Origin of the sequence: Bacillus sp. cl95 (assembly GCF_900115925.1) — a bacterium.
Classification (GTDB): domain Bacteria; phylum Bacillota; class Bacilli; order Bacillales; family Cytobacillaceae; genus Neobacillus_A.
Genome location: NZ_FOYF01000001.1, coordinates 112216 through 133732, shown reverse-complemented (window position 1 = coordinate 133732; position 21517 = coordinate 112216). Strand labels below are relative to the sequence as shown.

Here is a 21517-nt window from a genome sequence, read left to right as displayed (position 1 = left end):
TGTCTATTTTAGGATTCTCTCCACTGTATAAATCCCTTTATAATTTTCAACTGTATTTAGATATCCGATTACATCAATTTTGTACTGCCCATAAATCGGGGAAGGTATTAAGGTTTCTTCGTAAGAAGTGACACCATTTCCAGAACTTCCTGCCAATTTCCCTTCGGAATCACGGACTTCTAAATCCAGATCATTGGCGGGTAAAGTCCATTCAATACGTACTTTCAAAGAAACAATGCCTTTTTCTATATCAATGCCATAATAATCATGTGAAGCAACTCCTGCATCAGCCAGCCCTGTACCAACAGAGCCCTCCCATGTATGCTGTGTGGTATAAGTATCATATTTTTTACCCGTCTTCTTATCAGTGTAGCCAGCAATTTTGATTCTTGAGTTTGCTGCTTGTTCGACTGCTTTATAGGCATTGATATAGCCAGCACCGACTTCATGTAGCTTATAATCGGCCATTGGATCTGCAGTATTAATCAGCAAATCAAGGGCCATATCTGGCGTTAACGCTTGTTGTGCTTCTTTCATTAGGGCAATGACACCTGATATATGCGGTGTAGCCATACTCGTTCCACTTGAAGTCGTGTAATAAGGAAGGTGTATAGGATCGATATAAGTAGCATCAGTAGCCGTCCCGAGAGCGTTCATCACTAAGCCTGTTGATGACCGAGTCGCAACAATATCAACACCTGGTGCCGTAATATCTGGATGTAAAAACTCGTCACCCTCAACTCCTCGAGAAGAAAAGTCAGCAAGCTTTTTGTCCTTAGTACCTGCAGCAACACTGATAACCCAAGGTGGTGCAGAATAAGGATTTAGAGTATTATCCTCCGGTCCTTCATTGCCTGCTGCAAATACAACCGTCATACCAGCATCGTGAGCTTTCTTTGATGCAACATTGATAGGATGATTCGGTGAATATTCCCCAGTGGATCCCCAGCTATTGCTAATCACGTCAATTCCGTATTCTTCTTGATGTTCAAGAACATAATCAAAAGCTTCTAGAGACCAAAGTATATTTATTCCTTCACCAACTCCGAGTCCGACTAGTTTTGCATCAGGAGCTACGCCCTTATAAAGGCCAGCTGATGCGGTTCCATTTCCTGCAATTGTTCCTGCCACGTGTGTTCCATGACCTGAGGTAGTATCCGTATTCGGAACATTTTCTAGGAAAAGTGACTCACTTCCAAACAAGCTATTTCCTGTAAGGAATTTGACGTTCTGAATGACTTTTTCTCCAAACTGTAGATCCTGATGGGTAGCATCTATGCCACTGTCAATGACCGCTACTGTAACCCCTTTACCGGTGTATCCAAGATCGTTCCAAACCGCTTCTGCTCCAATTAATTGTCGACTGTCTCTTAGATAATACATTAGATTATCATTCAAATAGATTGATAAGATTCCGTCTGTCAGATTAAGTAATTTTTCAAAAAGCAATACATTCCCGCTGATGGCCACCATTGGAAGACTATTAAACTTTTTCGTTTTAAAGCCAATGCTTTGAAGCAACTGAATGTCTGATAATGAAGGCATTTCTTGATAAGTAATAACGGCATCGATTTTTCCTGTAGTAATGGGATTGGCTAACAGTTCTTTTAGCTTCGGATCGATTTCAGGCTGGTCGATGACAGCTTTTGGTTGTGAAATAGAGAAAGAGAAAATGAATCCAATAATTAAAACAAACGAAACGATAATGCGAGAGATTTTGTTCATGCAAGCCTCCTAATAGGTTGAATTTTCTGACACTTCTACCTATATCCATTTTGTAGAATTCAGAAACCTCACAATAAATATTAATTGGCTTTTGATTTTGATACATCTTTATAATCAACGTCGATTAGGAGATAACCTTCATAATAAACAACTACTTCACTTTGTAAATCTAAAACCTTTTTGACAACATCCATGTTTCGGCAGAAGAGGGGAACTTCCATTTCACCATTGTAAAAAACAACCTGGACGAAATCTTTTGAAAATAGGGGTGCTTCATTATTAATTCGTATAAAGGTTCCAGAGAATGAACTAAGATCAGCACGGTTCTTACTCTCTGCTTCATAAGCCTGGAGAGTGAGTCTTTGATTTACTGATTGAAGGAAATCCTTAATGAATAGTACGAAAGAAATCAATCCGAAGAACATAAAGGAAACATATAAAGAGTTGGAAAGTGTGGGGAGCAGTGCCGCAATCAACCAAGAGGTTAGCGCAATCATTAAATGGATATACATTTTTTCACCTGCTTTCATGGTATAGAGGCAAAAGACTGCCAAGCATCTATGCTGGCAGTCTAGGTGAGTAAAGCTTAACTTGTTTTTCTCAGCGTCTGATTTGTGTTGTTTTTCTGTAATAACCAGAATACAGGCACTCCTATCAAGGTAATGATGATAGAGATAAACGTATCACTTGGTGTTTTCATGATTGTACTTGCTAGAATATAGATTGCTCCAATGATAGCGACAATCGGTGTGATTGGATAAAGGGGGACTTTATAAGTTCCATTTTCAGGCTTTTCATTTTTACGTAGAAGGAACACTGCGTAAAAAGCAAGTCCATAAAATAAAAACACAGAAAATATGGCTATATCTGATAGTCTGTCAGGATTACCTGCAAGCATCATTACAATGGCAATGATAACTTCAACTACCGTCACCCTAATGGGAGTCTTTAGTTTTGGATGAATATGTGATAAGGCGTGAGCAGCTGGAAGTAATCCCTTCTCTGCCATTGCCAGCGGGATTCGTGGAAAAGTTAATATTTTTCCATTCAAACACCCGAAAATGGAGATGAGAATTCCAATTGTTATTAGTTGTCCGCCTGTTGCTCCAAATAAAATATTGGCTGCTTCCTTTGCAGCAGAAGGTCCTAATTCAACGATCTTTTCAGCCGGTAACACATGTAACATGGCAACGTTCACAGATAAATAGGCTACCATGACGAATAGGATGCCAGAGATTATCGCTCGAGGCAATGTTTTCTGCGGGTTTTTCATTTCTCCGGCCATAAAACCAACATTCATCCACCCATCATACGCCCAAAGTGTGGCAAGTACAGCCGCTCCCATGCTGATAGCCTGAGTGCTGCCACTATCCATATTGAGAACTGGAACGTCACCTATCGCAATTCCTCCAATTGCTATAAATGCTATCGGAATCAATTTTGCAACAGTGGAAACACTTTGAATGATGCCCCCATATTTCGTACCTAAGATATTCATGAATGTTAAAAAGAGAACCGTCACAATGCCAATCCAAACTTTATGGCTATCTGACATTCCGAACATAGCTGCTACTAGTGATCCAAAGTATAGGCCTAGTGCACCTATGATGGCTGGTCCGTAAACGATGGTTTGTATCCAGCCGCAAAGAAATCCCCACAGTTTTCCATAGACTTCCTCTAAGTAAGCATAAAGGCCTCCAGTCCTTGGGATTTTGACACTTACTTCTGCAATCGTTAGCCCACTCGCAAGTGTAATAATTCCTCCAATCACCCAAGCCCATAAGGCCATTGTTGAATTCCCTGCAGAGGCAATGACAATTCCAGGTTTCATGAAAATACCCGAACCAATCACCGTTCCTACGACCAATGAAGTGGCTACCATAAAACCGATATTCTTCTTAAGATGTGTCTCTTTTTCCATGTCCATCACCTACGCACATATGTATTTTTGAGATTAACAGGATTATAACATAGGTTGCTATCATTATATAATTTTCAGAATTTAAAAAATAATTAAAATGTTGGTAAAAATAATATTGTTTTTATCTAAAGTGGCGTGGGTAATAGGAATGATAGAACAATATAGGAAGGAAAAATGAAAATGAAAAAAATGGTTATTATTATTCTAATGTTGTCAGTAATAGGAGGAATAGTTTATAAGATGTTCCTTGATGATAAAGTTAAAGGTGAGAAAGACACCTTAATAATGGCATTCGGAGACTCTCTCACATATGGAAAGGGAGACCGGGATGAAGAAGGATATATTGGAATTCTAGAAAGAAACTTGAATGGAAGATATCAAGATCGTTCATTTGTCATTAAGAATTTTGGGGTGCCAGGTAGAAAATCATCAGGTGTATTGAACGAATTATCAAATATCCACACAACAGAAAAACTGAATGAAGCCAATCATTTTATCGTTTTTATCGGCACTAACGACTTAATTAAAAGCAATGGGGGAGATTACTCGCCATTAAATCATGATAAGATTATGAAAGGTTTCTATGAATACAAGCGCAATATGAAAGCAATACTCGAATTGTTGCGAACGGCTAATAAAAGTGCCCCTATTGTGGTTGTGGGTATTTATAACCCTTATCCTGATGGTGAAAAAATCGAATCCTATATCGACGAGTGGAACGAAGCGACGGAGGAAATTGCTAAGTCACAGAAAAATACGGTTTTTGTAGGTACTAATGATCTCTTCAAAGGGAAAAATAAAAGCGATTATTTTAGCGACAGTTTGCATCTCGATGAAGATGGGTACGAACTTCTCGCCAACCGCATCATGAATCAACATAACTTTGCAAAAAATGAATAACGATATAAGAGAACTTTTTACTGATTTCAATCGTCATATAAGATGGGGGAAACAAAAGGAACAATTTGTACTGAGCGAAAGTTTATTACACCAAAAAATTTGACGACCTCCAGTAAACTAGATAACAGGAGAAAAAATAGTGAAAAGATTCAAATTCAAAAACGCTTTTACATTGTTGCTTTTTATAGTGATTGCTTACCTCTTATACTATAACTATATTAAAGAGCCAGATCTTAGTAAAATAAATTATCCAACGGAGTTGCATCCAAAAGTTCTGGATGGGCGCGATCAACTCATTCAAAAGACGTCACAAATCGGAATACCCATAAAGATTACAGAAGGTTTCAGAAGTGTGGGAGATCAGGATGCATTGTATGCCCAAGGGCGCACCGTTGATGGTGATATTGTTACTCACGCAAGAGGCGGAGAATCTTTCCACAATTTTGGCTTGGCCCTCGATTTCGCTTTGATTGCAAAAGACGGAAATATTATTTGGGACATGGAATATGACGGAAATGGGAATGCGAAGGCAGATTGGATGGAAGTTGTGAATATAGCAAAAGATCTTGGTTTTGAATGGGGCGGAGACTGGGCTGATTTTAAAGATTATCCTCACCTTGAGATGAACTTTGGATTGTCAATTAGGGAGCTCCAGAGAGGGAAGCGCCCTTAAATTTAAGTGGTTAAATAAGAAAAGTGGATTTCCAAAGGAAATCCACTTTTCTTATTTTGAATTTTTCTCGTCTTCTTGTCTTTGTGCTTCCAATTTAGCAGCGGCACGATTTTTGCTTCGTTTTTTTAATTGGTATCCAATAAAACCAACATATAACGGCACTGCGATATAAATGAAATAAGGTCTCTCAACATGTTCATTTTTAATAATGATAAATAGAAGATAGCCAAGCAATGCGGTAATAATCGTTCCGTACTTTGGAAGAGGAACGCTTTTTAAACTTGGGATTTTGTACTTACTAACCATCAGAAAGCAAAGTGCCATGAATGAAACGCTGATAATCAAATCAGGAATCCATCTGTTTAGCATCACAATTAAAGTTAATAACCCACCAGCTGCCGTAATAGGGACACCTGTGAAGTAGTTAATCGAGCTTTTTGCATTTACATTAAAACGGGCAAGTCTAAATGCTCCAAAAAGAGGGAATAAGCCCGCAATGATTAAGCCGATCAGTCCGTATTGTGAAAAAGATGCATAGTAAACAAGAATAGCTGGTGCAACACCAAAAGTAACGATGTCTGCTAAAGAATCCAATTCTTTTCCTATTTCAGACTGAGCATTAAGCATTCTTGCCAATCGACCGTCCATGCTGTCTAGCATCATTCCGATTAAAATTAAGATGGCAGCATTTTTAAAATCTCCGTTTGCCGTGAACACAATTGAAATGAATCCGCAAAACAAGTTGCTAAGTGTAAATAAGTTTGGAATCGCTCTTCTAATCATTTTCTCTAATTACCTCAAATCACGAAAAATTTTTCTGCATTATTATGGAATGATACCCGTTAATATCTATCATAACACATAATCTTTCGGCAATTAATCTCATAATTCGCATTCCTTTCAAAAAATTTCTCCTATCAGCGAAAAAAGATTGATGGAAAAATTACCAAAATAATCACCTAATTAGCAAGAGAGAATAACTCATAGAGGTGATGAATGTGGAGACGTTTTATAAGCATAAGCTCATTAAAAGTGGTGACGGTTATATCTTATCCTTATATCTTCATCCCATGAATCAAGAATTTTCAGAAGAATTGGGTGCGAAGAGTGAAAGTAATCAGTCTATTGAACAGTCAGTCAAACAGTACATCAGTAAGCAAATACCAAATATCAAAATTAAGTCTGTCCAAATCCTTCTAGGAACGATTGTTATTTCCTGTTTTTCTTTTACTCAGGAAAGAGCATCGGCATCTACAAATGATACGACAACCCCAGAAATGGTTGGATTTAATACATATACCGTTCAGGGTGGAGATTCCCTTTCTGTAATTGCAAAAAAATATGGAATATCAATAGAACAAATAAAAGAAGCGAATAACCTAGTTTCGGATGTGATTAGAGTTGGGCAAACTTTAACCATTCCAAAAGGGGCTACTGTTTCCATGCTTGATTCTAGTCCTAAAACTTACACGGTTGTTTCAGGTGACAGTCTTTCTGTAATTGCAAAAAGATTGAATACTAGTGTAGAGCAAATCAAAGCTGAAAATCAACTTGAAAGTGATCTCATTAGGGTGGGACAAGTATTGGTGATTCCCACTAACATTTTGGAGAATCCAGCACCTACATCAAACTCAAACCCTGCAACCATCAGTTCAGAACCTGCTATGAATTCAGCTGTAAATGAAGGCACCTATATTGTGGTTGCAGGGGATACATTATGGAATCTTTCTCAGCGTTTTGGTACGTCAATTTCTAATATAAAGCAGATGAATAACTTATCGTCTGATACGTTGACGATTGGACAGAAGCTTGCCGTACCATCTTCAACAGCTGCCAATGATGGAAATTCATCACCACCTTCATCAAAAACTGCTCAATATACAGTAGTTAGCGGCGATAGTTTATCAGTTATTGCAAAAAAATACAGCACAACTGTAGACCACTTAAAAACTCTTAATAATCTTAATTCTGACGTGATACGTATAGGACAGGTAGTAGTTGTACCTGAATTGAGTGCTACCTTTGTATTGCCAGCGACAACAAACGTACCTTCGTCACCGCCGACATCTCAGACGACGTCTTACACGGTAGTCAGTGGGGACAGCTTATCTGTCATTGCTAAAAGATTCAATACAACCGTTGATAGTATTAGAAGTCTTAATAACTTAACATCGGACATTATTAGAGTCGGACAAAAATTAACGATAAACGGGACCACAGGTAGTACAACGATCACTTCACCACTGGTTGCCCCCACAGCTCCAACAACAAGTCCGGACATAACCTCTGTACAAAAAGACTTAAATACTCTGGGATATTATGCCGTCTCTGTGTTCAGCGGCGTAGCAGACACATCAACAGAGGCTGCTGTGGAGGCATTTCAAAAAGACTATGGATTAGCTATTACAGGTAAGATTGATTCTACGACCAAAACCGAAATTGAACATGCAATCGTTAAGAAAAATCTTGTTCAGGATACAAAAATTTATACGGGTGTTCCATACAAATGGGGAGGTACCACTCCAACAGGCTTTGATTGTTCAGGATTTGTGTATTTCATGTTCAATAAGCAGGGTGTGGAGATTTCCAGGAATACATCAGAGGGACTATACATGACAGGGAAACCGATAGCCAAAGCTGATCTAAAACCAGGAGACCTCGTCTTTTTTGGTGTCGTGACTCCAGGAAAAGTGTCACATGTAGGCATTTATACTGGCGGAAATAACTTCGTATCGGCAACATCATCAAAGGGGATATGGGTGTACTCTATAGATGATTCTTACTGGGGAAAGTATTACATGGGAGCAAAAAGAATCTACTAAAAACCGATGGATTGGTGGTGTTTGAAAAATGGATAGCAGTTTATTTGATAAATACGAGATCAAAAGGCATGCTGAGGAAATCGAAATAACGCTCTTCTGCAAATCAGCATCTCCCAAGTTTCTCGAAGAGTTTGGAATTGAATTTGATTGGAAAAATAAATTTTCACGAAAAGATATAAAGGACGTGGCAGAAGCATTTGTCAATAGAAGCTTTCCAAAAATCAAAGCCGCCACCATCGTCATTGTTGCTGGTGCAGTTATTTTAGCCACCATCCCATTTAATTCTGCTAAAGCACATCAATCAAATTTCAATATGACTTATTTGTACTTTGGAAATACTACCTCATATATAAGGCAAATCGATCAAACGCAAGGGAATTTAAATGTTGTCTCTCCAAGTTATTTTGACATCAACGCAGATGGATCTTTAAATATTTCAAAGCAATTTGATCCGATTTTTCTTAGTGAAATGAAGAAAAGGGGAATTAAAGTTGTACCGTTCTTAAGTAATCACTGGGATAGCAATATAGGACGGGCAGCATTGGAAAACCGTGAAAATCTTACAAGTCAAATTGCAGCTTTCATTGTGGAGCATGATCTTTATGGGGTACAAGTAGATATAGAGAATGTAACTGATATCGATCGTGATAATTATACTGATTTAATCAAACTGTTAAACGATAAACTTCCTCCTGAAAAAGAAGTATCAGTTGCGGTTGCTGCCAATCCGAATAACTGGAAAAAAGGGTGGCACGGGTCCTACGATTATCCGGAACTTGCCAAATATGCCGATTATCTTATGATTATGGCTTATGACGAGAGTTTTCCTGGTAGTGCGGAAGGACCTGTAGCAAGTTATCCTTGGGTAGAGCGTTCCATTCAATACGCTTTGGCACAAAAAGTTCCTTCTGAAAAAATTGTACTCGGCGTACCGTTTTACGGACGTTATTGGAAAGTAGGAACCTCATACGGTGGAAATGGCATCTCCAATTTACGTGTCGATGAAATGCTTAAGAAATATGGTGGAACGGTTTCCTTCGATGAAGTGACAAAATCGCCAAGAGCAACCATTAACATTAAAGAAGGTGATGCTCCATTTGAATTTTCAGGAACCAGACTTGGTCCCGGACAATATCAGATATGGTTTGAGAACCATGATTCGATTAAAGCTAAACTAACTTTGGTTCATAAGTACAATTTAAAAGGGACAGGCAGTTGGAGTTTAGGGCAGGAGAATCCTTCGATTTGGCAAAACTACAGGACATGGATTTCACATGATGGTGAAATCACGGTTACACCTGCTCAACCAGCAAAGCCTACAGAGCAGACAAATGGTTCAACCAATCCTGTAACAACTGTTCCGAAGGTAACTGCACCTGTAACAAAGCCTGCAGTAAAGCCAAGTGTACCGGCGTCTAAGACCCCACCAAAACCAGCACCTCCTCCTTCACTAGTGGGGAAATTTATGTCACCAAAACTCAATAACACCTACGTAAGAAGAGCAGCTACTTCAAATGAAAAAATATTAAAAAAGTTAACTGTTAAAGATTCCGTAAAGGTCATTCAAGAATACACCGATCGTAATAAAGTGAAATGGGTGAGGATACAATCAGGTACAACGGTCGGATGGGTAATGACTTCTCAGCTGGTTGTGAAAACACCTCCAGTTGTAGCTAAATCCTATCCTACTTTAAAATACGGATCAAAAGGTACTTCGGTCGTTCAGTTGCAGGACAAATTAAGAAAAGTCAACGTTTATAAAGGGAAATCTCATGGTACCTACGACACCGCCACGCGAACGGCTGTCATCAATTTTCAAAAGAAATATAAATTGAAAGCTGATGGTATAGCAGGCAATTTAACACATGCAAAATTGAATGTAGTCTTAGGGATTAAGTAGGAGGAAGAAGAATGAAAAATATCCGCAAGTTATTATTAGGTTTGTTCATTTTTATGCTTGTGATGGGGAATTCTGCCTTAGCGGGTGAAGAAACCGAGGTAAAGCTATTTGGAGTTGGGTCTACTGTTGTAAAACTCGAGGATATGAGTCATGCGATTAAGACAGGTGGCAAGAAACCAAATGAAGGATTTGTTTACTCGCCTGTAGGCATTAAGCCAAATGGGAAAGCAAATTTTTCAATGATGATAAAAGGCAAAGGAACCATTATTCTTAAAATAGAAGAAACTGACGCTCGTGGTACTTTCATTAAAGAGACCATTTCTAAACCCGTAACTTTAAGTGATAAATGGCAAACTGTTGAACTCTTAAGTCATCTTAGTAGCAATACTGCACAAGTAGACGCATTAGTATTGACAACAACGAAGCAGCAATCAGATTTTCTTGTGAAAAGAATAAATTGGACAAAAAAGTAGCTTGGGATTTCCCAAGCTACTTTTTTGTAAGGTCAATGTGAAAACAGCCTAATGTAAAGGTCTATCGCTTTCAATTTTTCTATATAACAAGCTTGGATTGAACGTAATGAAACAACAGATTCGCTGTATGTTCAATAGAAGAAGAATGAGTCCTTTCGAAGGCATGTGATGAATCTATGCCTGGGCCAATCAAACCGTGAGCTATATCATGTCCTGCACGGATCGCCGCCGACGCATCAGAACCATAGAAAGGATAGAGATCAATTTTGTATTGTATCTTGTTTTCTTCTGCAAGTTGGACTAAATGTTTTCTTAATCCATAATGGTAAGGACCACTTGAATCTTTTGCGCAAATGGATACAGTATATTCATCAGTCGACTGGCCATCACCCATTGCGCCCATATCTACAGCTAAATACTCAACCGTTTCAGGTGTGATGTTAGAATTTCCTCCATAGCCGATTTCTTCATTATTAGAAATAAGGAAGTGGGTCGTATATGGTAACTCGATTTTATCATCTTGAATTTTCTTGATTAGCTGAAGCAGTATAGCTACGCTAGCTTTGTCATCTAAATGACGGGATTTGATAAATCCGCTCGCTGTAATTTCAACGCGAGGGTCGAAGGAAACGAAATCTCCCACCTCAATGCCTAATGCTCGAACATCCTCGGCACCTTTGACCACTTCATCAAGACGGATTTCCATATTAGTCTGATTACGTTCCGCTTTTCCCGCATCATTGTAGACATGAACAGAAGTTTGATGCATGAGTATTGTTCCCGTCAGTTTTTTACCATTACTTGTTTCGATTTGACAATACTCTCCTTCAATGGAGTTGTATTTAAAACCACCGATTAAGTCGATTTTAAGACGGCCACTAGGTTTGATTTCTTTTACCATTGCCCCAAGTGTATCCACGTGAGCAGTAAGCATTCGATGTTGGTTGTCGTCCTTTCCGTTAATTGTCGCAATTAACCCCCCTTTTCGATTGCGCTTTGTTTCAACTCCAGAGTTATGTAAGAATTCTTCTACAAAGCTTATGACTTCATTCGTGTTACCTGATGGACTAGGTATGGAAACGAGTTTTTTGATGAGTTCTATTGTGGATTGAGTGTTAGTCAATTGAAAATGCCCCCTTTTGTAAAATATATCCCTATTATAGCGGAATTTTATGTTTGTTCCCAATTTTCGTTTTAATAGTCAATTTTTAGCCGATACTGCATATGTTAGTTTGTGTTGAAACTTTTTCTTTACACAAGATTAGTTTTCAGAAACGCGGGGTAATTAATGTAACAAAGGAAACTGCTGGATGATGATCAGTAGTGCTCAATCAACAAATGGGGGTAGAAAATATGACAAGAACGGAACTATACCACGATAAGCCAACGACTTTTTTCTGGAAAGGGACGTTGCTCTTCTTTCTAACCTGCATTTTACTAGGAATTGGACTGATGCAGTATTCTCAAAATCAAATTAAAATTGATGCGCCAAAGATAGATTTAGGAAGAAAAGTAGTCGTTCATCTTCCAAACGGTGAAGAAGTATTTACTTACGAAAAATTGATTATCCAAAAAGAAGGAAAAATCATTTACAAAGGTGAACGCAATACATTGGATTTTACAGGTGGAACGATTGAACACAAGGATTGGGAGTAATATTAGGAAGAGCTCTATTGTAGGGCTCTTTTATTTTGTTTCGTTAATCCAATGGTAAAGTCTCAATTGAATTTAAGGATCAAGATCGTTTTATCAGCCAGATTATTCAAAAGTTAATCGCCAAATTCTCAAAACTAATCTATATTTGTACATGAGGTGAAAGTATTGAACATACTATGGGATTTTGATGGAACACTTTTTAATACATATCCTGCCTATACGGCTATCTTTAAAAAAGCGGTCGGAGAAGGTATTTCGGAGGAAGAAGTATTTTCTAAGCTGAAAGTTTCTTTTGATCATGCATTTCGTTCATTTGGGATGAATGAGGAGCAGGAAAGGGAAGTTCGCGCACAAGTGAGAAACCTAAGCCCAGAGGACTTCTTGCCATTCCCAGGTGTTATGGAAGTTTTACAGAAGGCAAATAAAAACGTCATTATGACACATAAAGAAAGAGTAGATGTTGAAAATGTGTTGAAACTGCATAACCTTGAAAGTCTAATCTCAGAGATAGTTGCAGGTGACGATGGTTATCCAAGAAAACCGCATACCGCTTCATATGAATATTTGCACCGCAACCACCAAATAGACCTTGCTATTGGAGACAGGGAACTTGACGTAATTCCTGCCAGACAACTAGGGATCAAAACATGCTTATTCCAAAATCCAAATGGAGAAGCAGATTTTCATTTAGAAAATTACGGTGATTTCGACGAAGTTGTCGGCAAATACATGGGTATTTTGTGACGGGAATTCATGAATTTAATTCTTCTTTTCTAAGATTTCAATAATTTTTCTATTCAAGTTAATTTTTATTCTAGTGGAATTGGTCAATGAATGAGTCTGCTATTTAAGAATCAAAAGAGTCTTCTCCCAAACTGGGAGAAGACTCTTTTCGTTTACAAACGATTCTTATTTCGTAGGTTCTTTGGTACATACACACAAAAAGGATCACTTTCCAGATAATCTCCGGTAACAGCATATGTTCTAGAGCGTGATCCACCACATATGTAGCGATATTCGCATACCCCGCATTTTCCTTTGTATAGGTCAGGGTTTCTTAATTCTTGGAACACTTTTGAATGGCGATAGATTTGTGCAAGGGGATTCTCACGAATATTTCCGCCTTTGATAGGCAGCAAACCGCTTGGTAATACATCCCCTGTATGTGAAATAAATAGAAATCCATTCCCATCATTGACGCCTTTTGGTGCTCTTTTTAACCCATCCAACATTTTGTTTTGATCCATTGTCATCGTATCTTCGTATTTATATATATCACTGTCAATCTTTTTCTCTAGTGCCTTTTGTTGTAGAACAACGCGTCTATAGTGCTGTGCAGCAGTAGTTTTTATATCATATGGAGCTGTCTTACTTAATTCATAAAGCCATCGAAATACCTTTTCATGTTGAATAGGAGAGATGCAATCTTCGAACTGTCCTCTACCAGTAGGAACTAGGAGGAAAATATACCACATCACCGCTTTTAACTCACCGACCAGCTCAGCCATCTTCTCTAAATGAAGAAAATTATATTGTGAAATAACAGTATTGATTTGAAGAGGCATATGTAGTTCATTTAAAAAACGTATTTTCTCAATTGTAAGATTGAAAGAACCTGGTGTTCCGCGGAAATGATCATGAATTTCAGATGTTGGTCCATCGAGACTAAATCCCCACCTGGATAAACCAACACTTTTTGCCTGTTTCATCTTTTCCTTTGTAACGTTTTCGGTTGCACTCGGGGTCATGGACACGCGCATACCTTTATTGATTGCATATTCAGCTAGATCGAAGAGATCATCACGTAACATGCAATCACCTCCTGTGAAGACAAGCATAGGATTATTCATCTCATATATTTGATCGATTAGATTTTTGCCTTCCTGATCTGAAAGTTCATGTGGATGTGGTTTCAATTGTGCATCTGCACGGCAATGCACACATTTTAGCTCACACGCTCTAGTTACTTCCCATATGACAATATACGGATTGATATGATAATCTACCGTAAAGGGTAGAGGATGATTTACCTTTTCTCGCACTTTTATCACCATACTTCTATGAATTATTTCATTTAACATCATTATAGTGATGTAGTTATTTTGTGGACGAACTCTTTGTTACAAAATTTCTACAAAACGTGTGAATGGAATATTGAAAAAACTGACAAGTTTATGTTAAAAGAATGTTACATTTAGATTTCAGTAGGTGGATAAAAACTATCAAAAAAGCCCTGGTATCAAGACTTAATAGATACGAAGGCTTTTTTTTATATTTGTAAAAATCAATGATAATAATGGATGAGAAGGATATTTCTCCCTTTACACCCATTTATTTGGGGTACCCACTATGTTTAAAAAAACCTAATATGGGTTTGTAAACGAATTCAAGGGAGTGCAATCATTGAAAAAACAAATTATTAGTGCAGCAGCAACAGTTGGCATATTGACATCGTCTTTTGGAGGAGCCGCAAGTGCTCATGAAAATACATATAATGTCGTTTCGGGTGATAGTCTATGGAAAATATCACAAGAAAACAATATTTCAGTTAGTAATCTAAAATCTTGGAACAATCTTTCTAGCGACACGATTTATGTAAATCAAGAACTATCTTTACTAGCTCCACACAGTCATGCTACTTCAACTACTGTCTCTCAAACTAGCAATTATGTTGTTAAGTCCGGAGATACATTGTGGGAAATTGCGACTCAAAACAATATTTCGGTATCAACGTTAAAATCACTTAATAACTTAAGTTCAGATACGATATATCCTGGTCAAACACTAGTTTTAAAAGGAGCGGTTGCTACTCCAGCTCCAACATCTACTTCAGCGAACGTGACAACTTATAAAGTTCAAAGCGGAGATTCATTATGGGCGATCGCATCACGTTATGACATGAGTGTAACTCAGCTGAAATCTATAAATAATCTAAGCTCAGACACAATCTATGTAGGTCAAGTTTTAAAGGTTTCAGGCACTGCAGCACCTTCAACAACTGAGACTGCCCCTGCAACAACTGTGAGTGCCCAATCAAAAGTTGATGAGTTGATTGTTGAAGCAAAAAAATATATTGGAACTCCTTATGTTTGGGGAGGAAATACACCATCTGGATTCGATTGTAGCGGATATTTAAAATATGTCTTCAACAAAGTAGGCGTGACGATTCCAAGAACTGTAGCGTCCATTTGGACTGCTACTACATCGGTATCCACACCAAAAGTGGGAGATATGGTTTTCTTTGAAACGTATACTTCAGGTCCATCACATGCAGGGATTTATTTAGGAAATAATAAGTTTATTCATGCAGGATCATCAACGGGTGTAACCATTAGTGATATGAGTCTTAGTTATTGGAAAACTCGTTATTTAGGTGCAAAATCAGCATTATAAAATATCAAGCTCTCTTATCGGATGATAGGGGAGTTTTATTTATGAACATTTTGTGTCATGACTAGGAAATACTATTAACTCTTAGTACCAGGTGTTAAAAAAATCACTCTTGTTCTTACAAAACCTTGCTAATATAAAAAGGTATTATCCATTGAAAAAGAAATGAGGTTTTGAATTGAACATTCCAAAATTAAAAATCGGCCATATGTCACCTGAATTCCCAATCATGCAAGGGGGAATGGGGGTAGGTATTTCATTAAGCAGATTAGCATCTGCAGTAGCAAATGCTGGTGGAATCGGGATTATCTCTGGAACAGGAATATCCATTAGCGACATGCGAATGCATATTCGTAAAGCCAAAGAGAGTGTCATAGGAAATGGATATATAGGGGTAAATGTTCTTTTTGCCATGAATGATTTCGCAGAAAAAATGAAAGCGGCAATTGAAGAAAAGGTTGATTTTATTATCTCTGGAGCAGGTATATCAAGAGACATGTATACATGGGGGAAAGAAGCGGGTATACCAGTTATTTCCATCGTTTCTTCTGCTAAGCTTGCAAGATTATCTGAAAGATTAGGAGCGTCAGCGATAGTGGTGGAGGGCCATGAAGCAGGCGGACACCTTGGAACTGATCACCCATTGTTTGAGATTCTTCCGGAAGTAGTTGATGCGGTTAAGATACCAGTTATCGCTGCAGGTGGAATCATGACTGGACAAGATTTAGCACGAGCACTAGGTATGGGAGCTGCAGGTGTACAAATGGGAACGAGGTTCGTAGCCAGTGAAGAGTGTGATGCACCAACGTCTTTTAAGGAGAAGTACGTTAAGGCACGTAAAGAGGATACTATGTTGGTGAAGACAACTGTTGGCTTACATGGGCGAGCCATTAAAAATAACTTTACAGATATGATTTCAGATGATCAAAAATTAAAAATTAAGAAATGTCATGATTGCTTAAAAAATTGTTCTTATCGCTTCTGCACACTAGATTCTTTATTGACATCAATGGAGGGAGATTGTGAAAATGGGCTTGTCTTTGCCGGAGCAAGGGTTCATGAAATTCAAGAGATTCTCCCTGTCCGATCAATCATCAAAAAAATCATGCAAGAATATCAAAGATTCATAGAAGAAAAGCAGTGCAATATATGATGTTTTTTTAATTTTTTCCCTAAAAAAATCAGCTTCCCATAATTGGGGAGCTGATCTTCAGTTAAAATTAGTAGCGATTTTTGTCTGTGTGATCGTTGAATTCTTCAGCAGCTTTCTCTTTCACGTCACCAAATTTTTCTTTTACATTACCAACGAACTTGTCCATTTTTCCTTCAGCTTCTAAAGACTCATTGTTAGTCAGACGGCCAAAGCCTTCTTTTGTTTCACCTTTGATTTGATCGAATGTACCTTTTGTTTGATCTTTGTTCATGATCGATTCCTCCTTAGTGAAAATGGTTATATGATGTATATACCCTTAATTAGTAGAGGTAAACTATGGTTTATCAAATTATTAATAAAACCGTCAAGAAGGATCCTGACGGTTCATGCTATTTCAACCTCCACGGGGGGTGGAAGGGAAATACTTATTTTTTTATCACACGTTTTGCACCCACGTAACGATCTTTCCAGTACTTTGTACTTAAAGACTGTAAGCAAACTCCTTTATTGACTGTAACTGCTAGAAATTGTCCATTGCTTACATAAATGCCTACAAAAGATACGCCTTTCCCATCAGTATTAAAGAAAACCAAATCGCCTTCATTAAGGTCTTTCTGCTTAACAACTGTTCCAAGTTTGTATTGTTCTTTGGAAGAATGGGGCAGGTTCATTTTTAATGCAGAGTTTTTGAATACATATTGGGTGTATCCTGAAGCATCGAACCCTTTTGGTGTGTTCCCGCCCCATTTATATGGCTTACCGATCAAGCGCTTGCCAACCTCTGTAACTTCCTGCCCCCAAGAAACGGATGCATCCGCTTTTTGTGGAAACGGTGTAAAAATAAATGCCATGGCAAGTGCGATAATAGCCAGCCCTACGGTAATGATTTTTGGTAAGCGTAAAGATTGAATCATGTTGATAACCTCCAAATGTCTAGTTGTTTGTTTTCACAACATTTTAGTCGCAACAACCCTATAATTAGTTTCAATTTCTTGAAAAGATTAAATCGACAACATTCTTAACAAAAATCGAGTTTATATCATGCATTTCGTTATCATCTATTTTTGACACAGTAGGAATCCGCTTTCATTCATATCGTGATAAAATAAACTATAAGAGGGAGGGTATGTCATGAACCAGTTTATTTATGTGTTGAAATTAGTACCAAAACTAGTAAACCCTGATAATTGGAGTGAAGTTGAAAATAATATTGTTGGTGAACATTTTCAGTACTTGCAAAGTGCTGAAAAAAACGGAACTCTTATTTTAGCAGGACGTACGGATATGATGAATGAAGATACATTCGGCATCGCAATCTTTCAAGTCGCAACGGAAGAAGCTGCGAAAGAATTTATGGAAAATGACCCGGCCGTGAAAAAAGGCGTCATGAATGCAACGTTATTTCCTTACAAAGTCGCCTTATTTAATTCGAATTGGAAGCAGAATGCTTAATTTAGGAGGAAAACGATGAGAAAGACATGGTGGAAGGAAGCGGTGGTTCAGCAAAACTGTTTGCGGTGATTCTACATACCCTACCAGGAACTCCTTACATTTCTCAGGAGAAGAAATTGGGATGACAGGTGTTAGGTTCGAAGAAACAACTGATTATCGGAAATTATGATGACTTTGAAATTCTTGATAAAAAGATGACACTTAAGCCTTACGAAGCAAAAATATATCAGATTTAACACGAAAATCCTTTTCTTACCACGAAAAGGATTTTCTTCATGATATAATGAATTGGTAAAGTATGGTGATTATGTTTTAGATAGAAAGGGTGGTTATGATGCCTGTGCTAGTAGTGATAGGTGGAATCTTATTCATCGCAGCATTTGTTATTTTTGCAATTATTATTGGTAGTGAGAAAGAATCGGAAAGAAAAGAACGATTTATCAATGGATTTCGTGCGAATTTTAAAGACACGCTACTTATTGACCACAATGATGTTGTAACGGATGATTTGGCGCGCAAAATAAATGAAGCCCTGAATATCGAGTATATGGAAAAAGTAAACACAGAATTTAGAATGAAATATCCCAGATATACTCAGTTTGAAGTCAATCAATTTTGGAGAGAGTTAAAACGCTATTTTATCATGACTGCAGTTTTTAAGAAGGTTGAAATGTTTAATACAAAAGTAGATGATTTATGGCACTTCATGCTTAAATATGAACAAGAGTATGCAGATTTTTGTGAAGAATTTATCGGCCATTATATACATCATATCCCTCATACAAAACCTGTTTTTAAGCCACAAGAACGAACATACTTTGACGTTTGTTATGTCCAACTGTTCACTATCGATGCCGTGGCCAATAAGATTTGGGGCGGATTTTTCAAACAAGGAAAGGGTCAGGAATGGCTCAATCATTTTGAAAAAGAAGAGATTACAAGCTTAAAAGATGAATACATGAGAAGGCCGACAAGTAAAGAATCTGAGGTCACTTTCGTCGCTTTTGTACATAGATTCAAAGAGCACAAAACGGATAAAGTTCGATTTTGGCAAGAGAAATATAAGGAAAGCAAGGATGCAAGTGACGGTTACTTTGCGTATGTAGATTGTGAAGACCATGATCGTGATTTTAAAGATATTTTTGGCGTTGATTCGGCAAGTGGCTCCTCAGATGGTGGTCACCACGGCCATCATCACGATGGATTTGGAGGGCATTCAGACGGCGGTTCGCACTCATCCTGCAGCTCGCATTCTTCTTGTAGTTCCTGTAGTTCATGCTCATCCTCTTAATGAATAGGCCTTTTTAAGGAGAAGGGAATAGTTGATTACTTTTTTAATAATATTGGCAGAAGTTTGTTTTTGGATCTTTATCATATTAGGACTTGTGACAAGGTATGTTTTTAAAAAGGAAAAGTTAAGTATTTTGTTATTTGGTGCAACACCACTTATTGACTTGATCCTTTTAATATTTACCGCATTTGATTTGAAAAGTGGTGCAGAAGCAACATTTGTACACGCATTAGCAGCTATTTATATCGGGGTATCGTTAGCTTTTGGTAAACAAATGATCAAGTGGGCAGATATAAAATTCCAATATCACTTCTTAAAAATTGATAATCGTCCAGCAAAGCTTTTTGGAATTGAAAGAGGAAAAAAAGAAATGGAAGGCTTTTTCAGGCATCTAATCGCTTACTTGATTGGTGCAACTTTATTAGTGGGAATGAAGTATTTATTGAAAGAAACGACAGATACGGAATATCTCATTTCAACATTACGCACATGGTCAGTCATTCTAGGACTTGATTTTTTTATTTCGTTGAGTTATAGATTGTTCCCAACCACGAAAAAAGAAAAGTTAAAAGAAGAATAGTTTTCTCTTAACAACTGTCTAATTCCATTAAATATCTATACTTTAAGCTGTCAATGTGGCAGCTTATCTTTTTATACTAATCTATTAGGATTGTTCTAGATGAATTTTCAAGATGGACTTTTCTTATTGCCCTTATGGTTTTGAAAGAGGTTAATAAAAATGAGAAATAGAGAGTTGAAATATAAGGAAATACCAAAGTGGGGACCATATTTACGTCGGCAATGGCTTGAAAGCTTTGCAAATCATCTATCCAAAGAGGAACAAAAATCGATTAATATGGACTCATTTCTTTGGCACCTATGTAGTTTTGAAAAGATTTTATACTTAGAGAAGGATAAAGCAATTGAAGCTTTTGAAAAGCAATTAAAAAATAAATATACTATTTTTTATCAATTTACGGATGAAGCCATCTTAATTGAAAATGGTGATTCTCTGAAGGTTATAGATTTACCATATCATGATAAACATTTGTATTACAGCGACATTTATATCATGGACTGGGATCGAAAATGGACTTTTATGATTACCCATGAAACCGAGTCTGGGTTAGGTCCTTATTTTATTAAGAGCTAAGGCGCATGACTCCTCGAAAGAAAGCGACTGTAGCGGAAATCAACAGGCATGATCTATAGAGACTATTTTTTAGGAAAATCGAAAGAGATTTCTCTTATTTCGTGATTTTTCAAAAAGTCTTATTTGAACTTAGCGATTAAATTTTTGAAAACGTTGATTACAATGAAAAAACAAGCGATATCATTTTTGAAAATGGCGATTACGATCAAAAGGCAGGATTATAAAAATTGCCGCAAACCCCATAAGGGTATGATGGGATATTTTTATATCCACTATAAAAGAGATAATTGCGCCAAATTCTCCATATTTGATCATGCAAATTTTCACTACAAGTAGACTTTTCGTGCCTTCTGCAAGTATTCTTGAAAAATAGAGGTAAATTAAAGTAAATTGTTGATATTATGCTCATTGTCGAGTTGCTATAATTTATTAACTAAAGGAGTTGGTTTTAAATGGGAAAAGTAACACCGTTCTTAATGTTTCAAGATGGTAAAGCCGAAGAAGCGATGAACTATTATTTATCACTCATTGACGGTTCAGAGATTACAAAGATTGTTCGCTATGGTGCGAATGAAAGTGGAGATGAAGGAACAGTAATGCAGGCTACTTTTTCCTTAAAAGGACAAGAATTTATGTGCATTGACAGTAATTTGAAGCATGAATTTTCCTTTACTCCATCATTCTCAATTTTTATTACATGTGATTCTGAAGAAGAAATTAACAACCTTTATCAGAAACTTAGCGAGGGTGGACAAGCACTCATGCCTATTGGTGATTATGGTTTTAGTCAAAGGTTTGCTTGGCTAAATGATCGGTTTGGAGTATCATGGCAACTTAATCTTCCTTTGTGAAAATCATTACATAAATTCTCGAATACCATTTGGGGTGTTAATCTAAAAGGATTAACGCTTCTTTTTTTGAAATATTGTACAAACGAACTTACTTTAATAAGCAGATTATCCTCAAAATGATATAATAGATATTCAAAAAATGTTAAAGGAATTAGGT

At 37.3% G+C, this 21517-nt stretch carries 22 protein-coding genes and 1 pseudogene; 15 read left to right on the top strand and 8 right to left on the bottom strand.

Annotated features, from left to right (window positions below; translation table 11 throughout):
* Positions 1-3 precede the first annotated feature (3 nt).
* The 3 genes from BMZ31_RS00710 to BMZ31_RS00700 form a co-directional block, all read right to left on the bottom strand.
* Positions 4-1725, bottom strand: a complete 1722-nt coding sequence (locus BMZ31_RS00710) for a S8 family peptidase (protein ID WP_090829809.1) — start codon at positions 1723-1725, stop codon at positions 4-6.
* Positions 1726-1805: 80 nt separating this feature from the next.
* A complete protein-coding gene (locus BMZ31_RS00705) occupies positions 1806-2255 on the bottom strand; it encodes a hypothetical protein (RefSeq protein ID WP_217642734.1) in 450 nt (149 codons plus the stop codon).
* A gap of 56 nt (positions 2256-2311) precedes the next feature.
* The gene (locus BMZ31_RS00700; RefSeq protein ID WP_090829807.1) at positions 2312-3646 is read right to left on the bottom strand and encodes an APC family permease; all 1335 of its coding nucleotides are present in this window, start codon (positions 3644-3646) and stop codon (positions 2312-2314) included.
* Between the two features lie 174 nt (positions 3647-3820).
* On the opposite strand from BMZ31_RS00700, the gene BMZ31_RS00695 reads away from it, so the two are divergent.
* Together BMZ31_RS00695 and BMZ31_RS00690 are read left to right on the top strand one after the other, a co-directional pair.
* Complete coding sequence (locus BMZ31_RS00695) at positions 3821-4546, top strand: GDSL-type esterase/lipase family protein (RefSeq protein WP_090829806.1); 726 nt, start codon at positions 3821-3823, stop codon at positions 4544-4546.
* A gap of 139 nt (positions 4547-4685) precedes the next feature.
* Positions 4686-5219: a M15 family metallopeptidase gene (locus BMZ31_RS00690; protein WP_090829805.1), complete on the top strand. Its 534-nt coding sequence runs from the start codon at positions 4686-4688 to the stop codon at positions 5217-5219.
* Positions 5220-5270: 51 nt separating this feature from the next.
* Here BMZ31_RS00690 and pssA read toward each other — a convergent pair whose 3' ends face one another.
* The gene (gene pssA / locus BMZ31_RS00685; protein WP_090829804.1) at positions 5271-6002 is read right to left on the bottom strand and encodes a CDP-diacylglycerol--serine O-phosphatidyltransferase; all 732 of its coding nucleotides are present in this window, start codon (positions 6000-6002) and stop codon (positions 5271-5273) included.
* Positions 6003-6289: 287 nt separating this feature from the next.
* Here pssA and BMZ31_RS00680 point away from each other — a divergent pair, with 287 nt between their 5' ends.
* The 3 genes from BMZ31_RS00680 to BMZ31_RS00670 are packed head-to-tail and all read left to right on the top strand — an operon-like array spanning position 6290 to position 10414.
* On the top strand, positions 6290-8041 hold the full coding sequence (locus tag BMZ31_RS00680) for a C40 family peptidase (protein WP_175477964.1): 1752 nt from the start codon (positions 6290-6292) through the stop codon (positions 8039-8041).
* A 28-nt stretch (positions 8042-8069) separates the two neighbouring features.
* Positions 8070-9941, top strand: coding sequence for a glycosyl hydrolase family 18 protein (locus tag BMZ31_RS00675; RefSeq protein ID WP_090829802.1), 1872 nt, complete (start codon positions 8070-8072; stop codon positions 9939-9941).
* Between the two features lie 11 nt (positions 9942-9952).
* Entirely contained in the window at positions 9953-10414 is a 462-nt protein-coding gene (locus BMZ31_RS00670; RefSeq protein WP_090829801.1) for a hypothetical protein, read from the top strand.
* Between the two features lie 79 nt (positions 10415-10493).
* Here the strand turns inward: BMZ31_RS00670 and BMZ31_RS00665 are convergent, their stop codons facing one another.
* Complete coding sequence (locus BMZ31_RS00665; protein WP_090829800.1) at positions 10494-11537, bottom strand: M42 family metallopeptidase; 1044 nt, start codon at positions 11535-11537, stop codon at positions 10494-10496.
* Between the two features lie 230 nt (positions 11538-11767).
* On the opposite strand from BMZ31_RS00665, the gene BMZ31_RS00660 reads away from it, so the two are divergent.
* Together BMZ31_RS00660 and BMZ31_RS00655 are read left to right on the top strand one after the other, a co-directional pair.
* Positions 11768-12070, top strand: coding sequence for a hypothetical protein (locus tag BMZ31_RS00660; RefSeq protein WP_090829799.1), 303 nt, complete (start codon positions 11768-11770; stop codon positions 12068-12070).
* Between the two features lie 165 nt (positions 12071-12235).
* On the top strand, positions 12236-12814 hold the full coding sequence (locus BMZ31_RS00655) for an HAD hydrolase-like protein (protein ID WP_090829798.1): 579 nt from the start codon (positions 12236-12238) through the stop codon (positions 12812-12814).
* Between the two features lie 152 nt (positions 12815-12966).
* Here the strand turns inward: BMZ31_RS00655 and BMZ31_RS00650 are convergent, their stop codons facing one another.
* Positions 12967-14124, bottom strand: a complete 1158-nt coding sequence (locus BMZ31_RS00650) for a TIGR04053 family radical SAM/SPASM domain-containing protein (RefSeq protein WP_090830649.1) — start codon at positions 14122-14124, stop codon at positions 12967-12969.
* A 349-nt stretch (positions 14125-14473) separates the two neighbouring features.
* Here BMZ31_RS00650 and BMZ31_RS00645 point away from each other — a divergent pair, with 349 nt between their 5' ends.
* Complete coding sequence (locus tag BMZ31_RS00645) at positions 14474-15463, top strand: C40 family peptidase (protein ID WP_090829797.1); 990 nt, start codon at positions 14474-14476, stop codon at positions 15461-15463.
* A gap of 205 nt (positions 15464-15668) precedes the next feature.
* Positions 15669-16613 (top strand): NAD(P)H-dependent flavin oxidoreductase, encoded by a 945-nt coding sequence (locus tag BMZ31_RS00640; RefSeq protein ID WP_175478010.1) that lies wholly within the window; start codon positions 15669-15671, stop codon positions 16611-16613.
* A gap of 67 nt (positions 16614-16680) precedes the next feature.
* Here the strand turns inward: BMZ31_RS00640 and BMZ31_RS00635 are convergent, their stop codons facing one another.
* Entirely contained in the window at positions 16681-16884 is a 204-nt protein-coding gene (locus BMZ31_RS00635) for a CsbD family protein (RefSeq protein WP_090829795.1), read from the bottom strand.
* Positions 16885-17038: 154 nt separating this feature from the next.
* Positions 17039-17527 (bottom strand): C40 family peptidase, encoded by a 489-nt coding sequence (locus BMZ31_RS00630; protein ID WP_090829794.1) that lies wholly within the window; start codon positions 17525-17527, stop codon positions 17039-17041.
* A gap of 217 nt (positions 17528-17744) precedes the next feature.
* On the opposite strand from BMZ31_RS00630, the gene BMZ31_RS00625 reads away from it, so the two are divergent.
* From BMZ31_RS00625 to BMZ31_RS00605, 6 genes and pseudogenes are all read left to right on the top strand, one after another.
* Positions 17745-18065: a YciI family protein gene (locus tag BMZ31_RS00625; RefSeq protein ID WP_090829793.1), complete on the top strand. Its 321-nt coding sequence runs from the start codon at positions 17745-17747 to the stop codon at positions 18063-18065.
* A gap of 47 nt (positions 18066-18112) precedes the next feature.
* A pseudogene (locus BMZ31_RS20610) lies at positions 18113-18204 on the top strand (alpha-amylase family glycosyl hydrolase); the annotation flags it as partial.
* Positions 18205-18405: 201 nt separating this feature from the next.
* Complete coding sequence (locus tag BMZ31_RS00620) at positions 18406-19356, top strand: glycine-rich domain-containing protein (protein WP_139206592.1); 951 nt, start codon at positions 18406-18408, stop codon at positions 19354-19356.
* Between the two features lie 31 nt (positions 19357-19387).
* Positions 19388-19936 (top strand): hypothetical protein, encoded by a 549-nt coding sequence (locus tag BMZ31_RS00615; RefSeq protein ID WP_090829791.1) that lies wholly within the window; start codon positions 19388-19390, stop codon positions 19934-19936.
* Between the two features lie 159 nt (positions 19937-20095).
* Positions 20096-20509: a DUF4275 family protein gene (locus tag BMZ31_RS00610; protein WP_090829790.1), complete on the top strand. Its 414-nt coding sequence runs from the start codon at positions 20096-20098 to the stop codon at positions 20507-20509.
* Positions 20510-20961: 452 nt separating this feature from the next.
* Positions 20962-21360 (top strand): VOC family protein, encoded by a 399-nt coding sequence (locus BMZ31_RS00605; RefSeq protein WP_090829789.1) that lies wholly within the window; start codon positions 20962-20964, stop codon positions 21358-21360.
* Positions 21361-21517 lie beyond the last annotated feature (157 nt).

Coding starts and splice junctions, on each gene's coding strand:
- BMZ31_RS00710 (WP_090829809.1), bottom strand. CDS start 1,725: ATGAACAAAATCTCTCGCATTATCGTTTCGTTTGTTTTAATTATTGGA.
- BMZ31_RS00670 (WP_090829801.1), top strand. CDS start 9,953: ATGAAAAATATCCGCAAGTTATTATTAGGTTTGTTCATTTTTATGCTT.
- BMZ31_RS00650 (WP_090830649.1), bottom strand. CDS start 14,124: ATGGTGATAAAAGTGCGAGAAAAGGTAAATCATCCTCTACCCTTTACG.
- BMZ31_RS00625 (WP_090829793.1), top strand. CDS start 17,745: ATGAACCAGTTTATTTATGTGTTGAAATTAGTACCAAAACTAGTAAAC.
- BMZ31_RS00605 (WP_090829789.1), top strand. CDS start 20,962: ATGGGAAAAGTAACACCGTTCTTAATGTTTCAAGATGGTAAAGCCGAA.
- BMZ31_RS00640 (WP_175478010.1), top strand. CDS start 15,669: ATGTCACCTGAATTCCCAATCATGCAAGGGGGAATGGGGGTAGGTATT.
- BMZ31_RS00635 (WP_090829795.1), bottom strand. CDS start 16,884: ATGAACAAAGATCAAACAAAAGGTACATTCGATCAAATCAAAGGTGAA.
- BMZ31_RS00705 (WP_217642734.1), bottom strand. CDS start 2,255: ATGAAAGCAGGTGAAAAAATGTATATCCATTTAATGATTGCGCTAACC.
- BMZ31_RS00610 (WP_090829790.1), top strand. CDS start 20,096: ATGAGAAATAGAGAGTTGAAATATAAGGAAATACCAAAGTGGGGACCA.
- BMZ31_RS00630 (WP_090829794.1), bottom strand. CDS start 17,527: ATGATTCAATCTTTACGCTTACCAAAAATCATTACCGTAGGGCTGGCT.
- BMZ31_RS00680 (WP_175477964.1), top strand. CDS start 6,290: ATGAATCAAGAATTTTCAGAAGAATTGGGTGCGAAGAGTGAAAGTAAT.
- BMZ31_RS00700 (WP_090829807.1), bottom strand. CDS start 3,646: ATGGAAAAAGAGACACATCTTAAGAAGAATATCGGTTTTATGGTAGCC.
- BMZ31_RS00675 (WP_090829802.1), top strand. CDS start 8,070: ATGGATAGCAGTTTATTTGATAAATACGAGATCAAAAGGCATGCTGAG.
- BMZ31_RS00660 (WP_090829799.1), top strand. CDS start 11,768: ATGACAAGAACGGAACTATACCACGATAAGCCAACGACTTTTTTCTGG.
- pssA (WP_090829804.1), bottom strand. CDS start 6,002: ATGATTAGAAGAGCGATTCCAAACTTATTTACACTTAGCAACTTGTTT.
- BMZ31_RS00695 (WP_090829806.1), top strand. CDS start 3,821: ATGAAAATGAAAAAAATGGTTATTATTATTCTAATGTTGTCAGTAATA.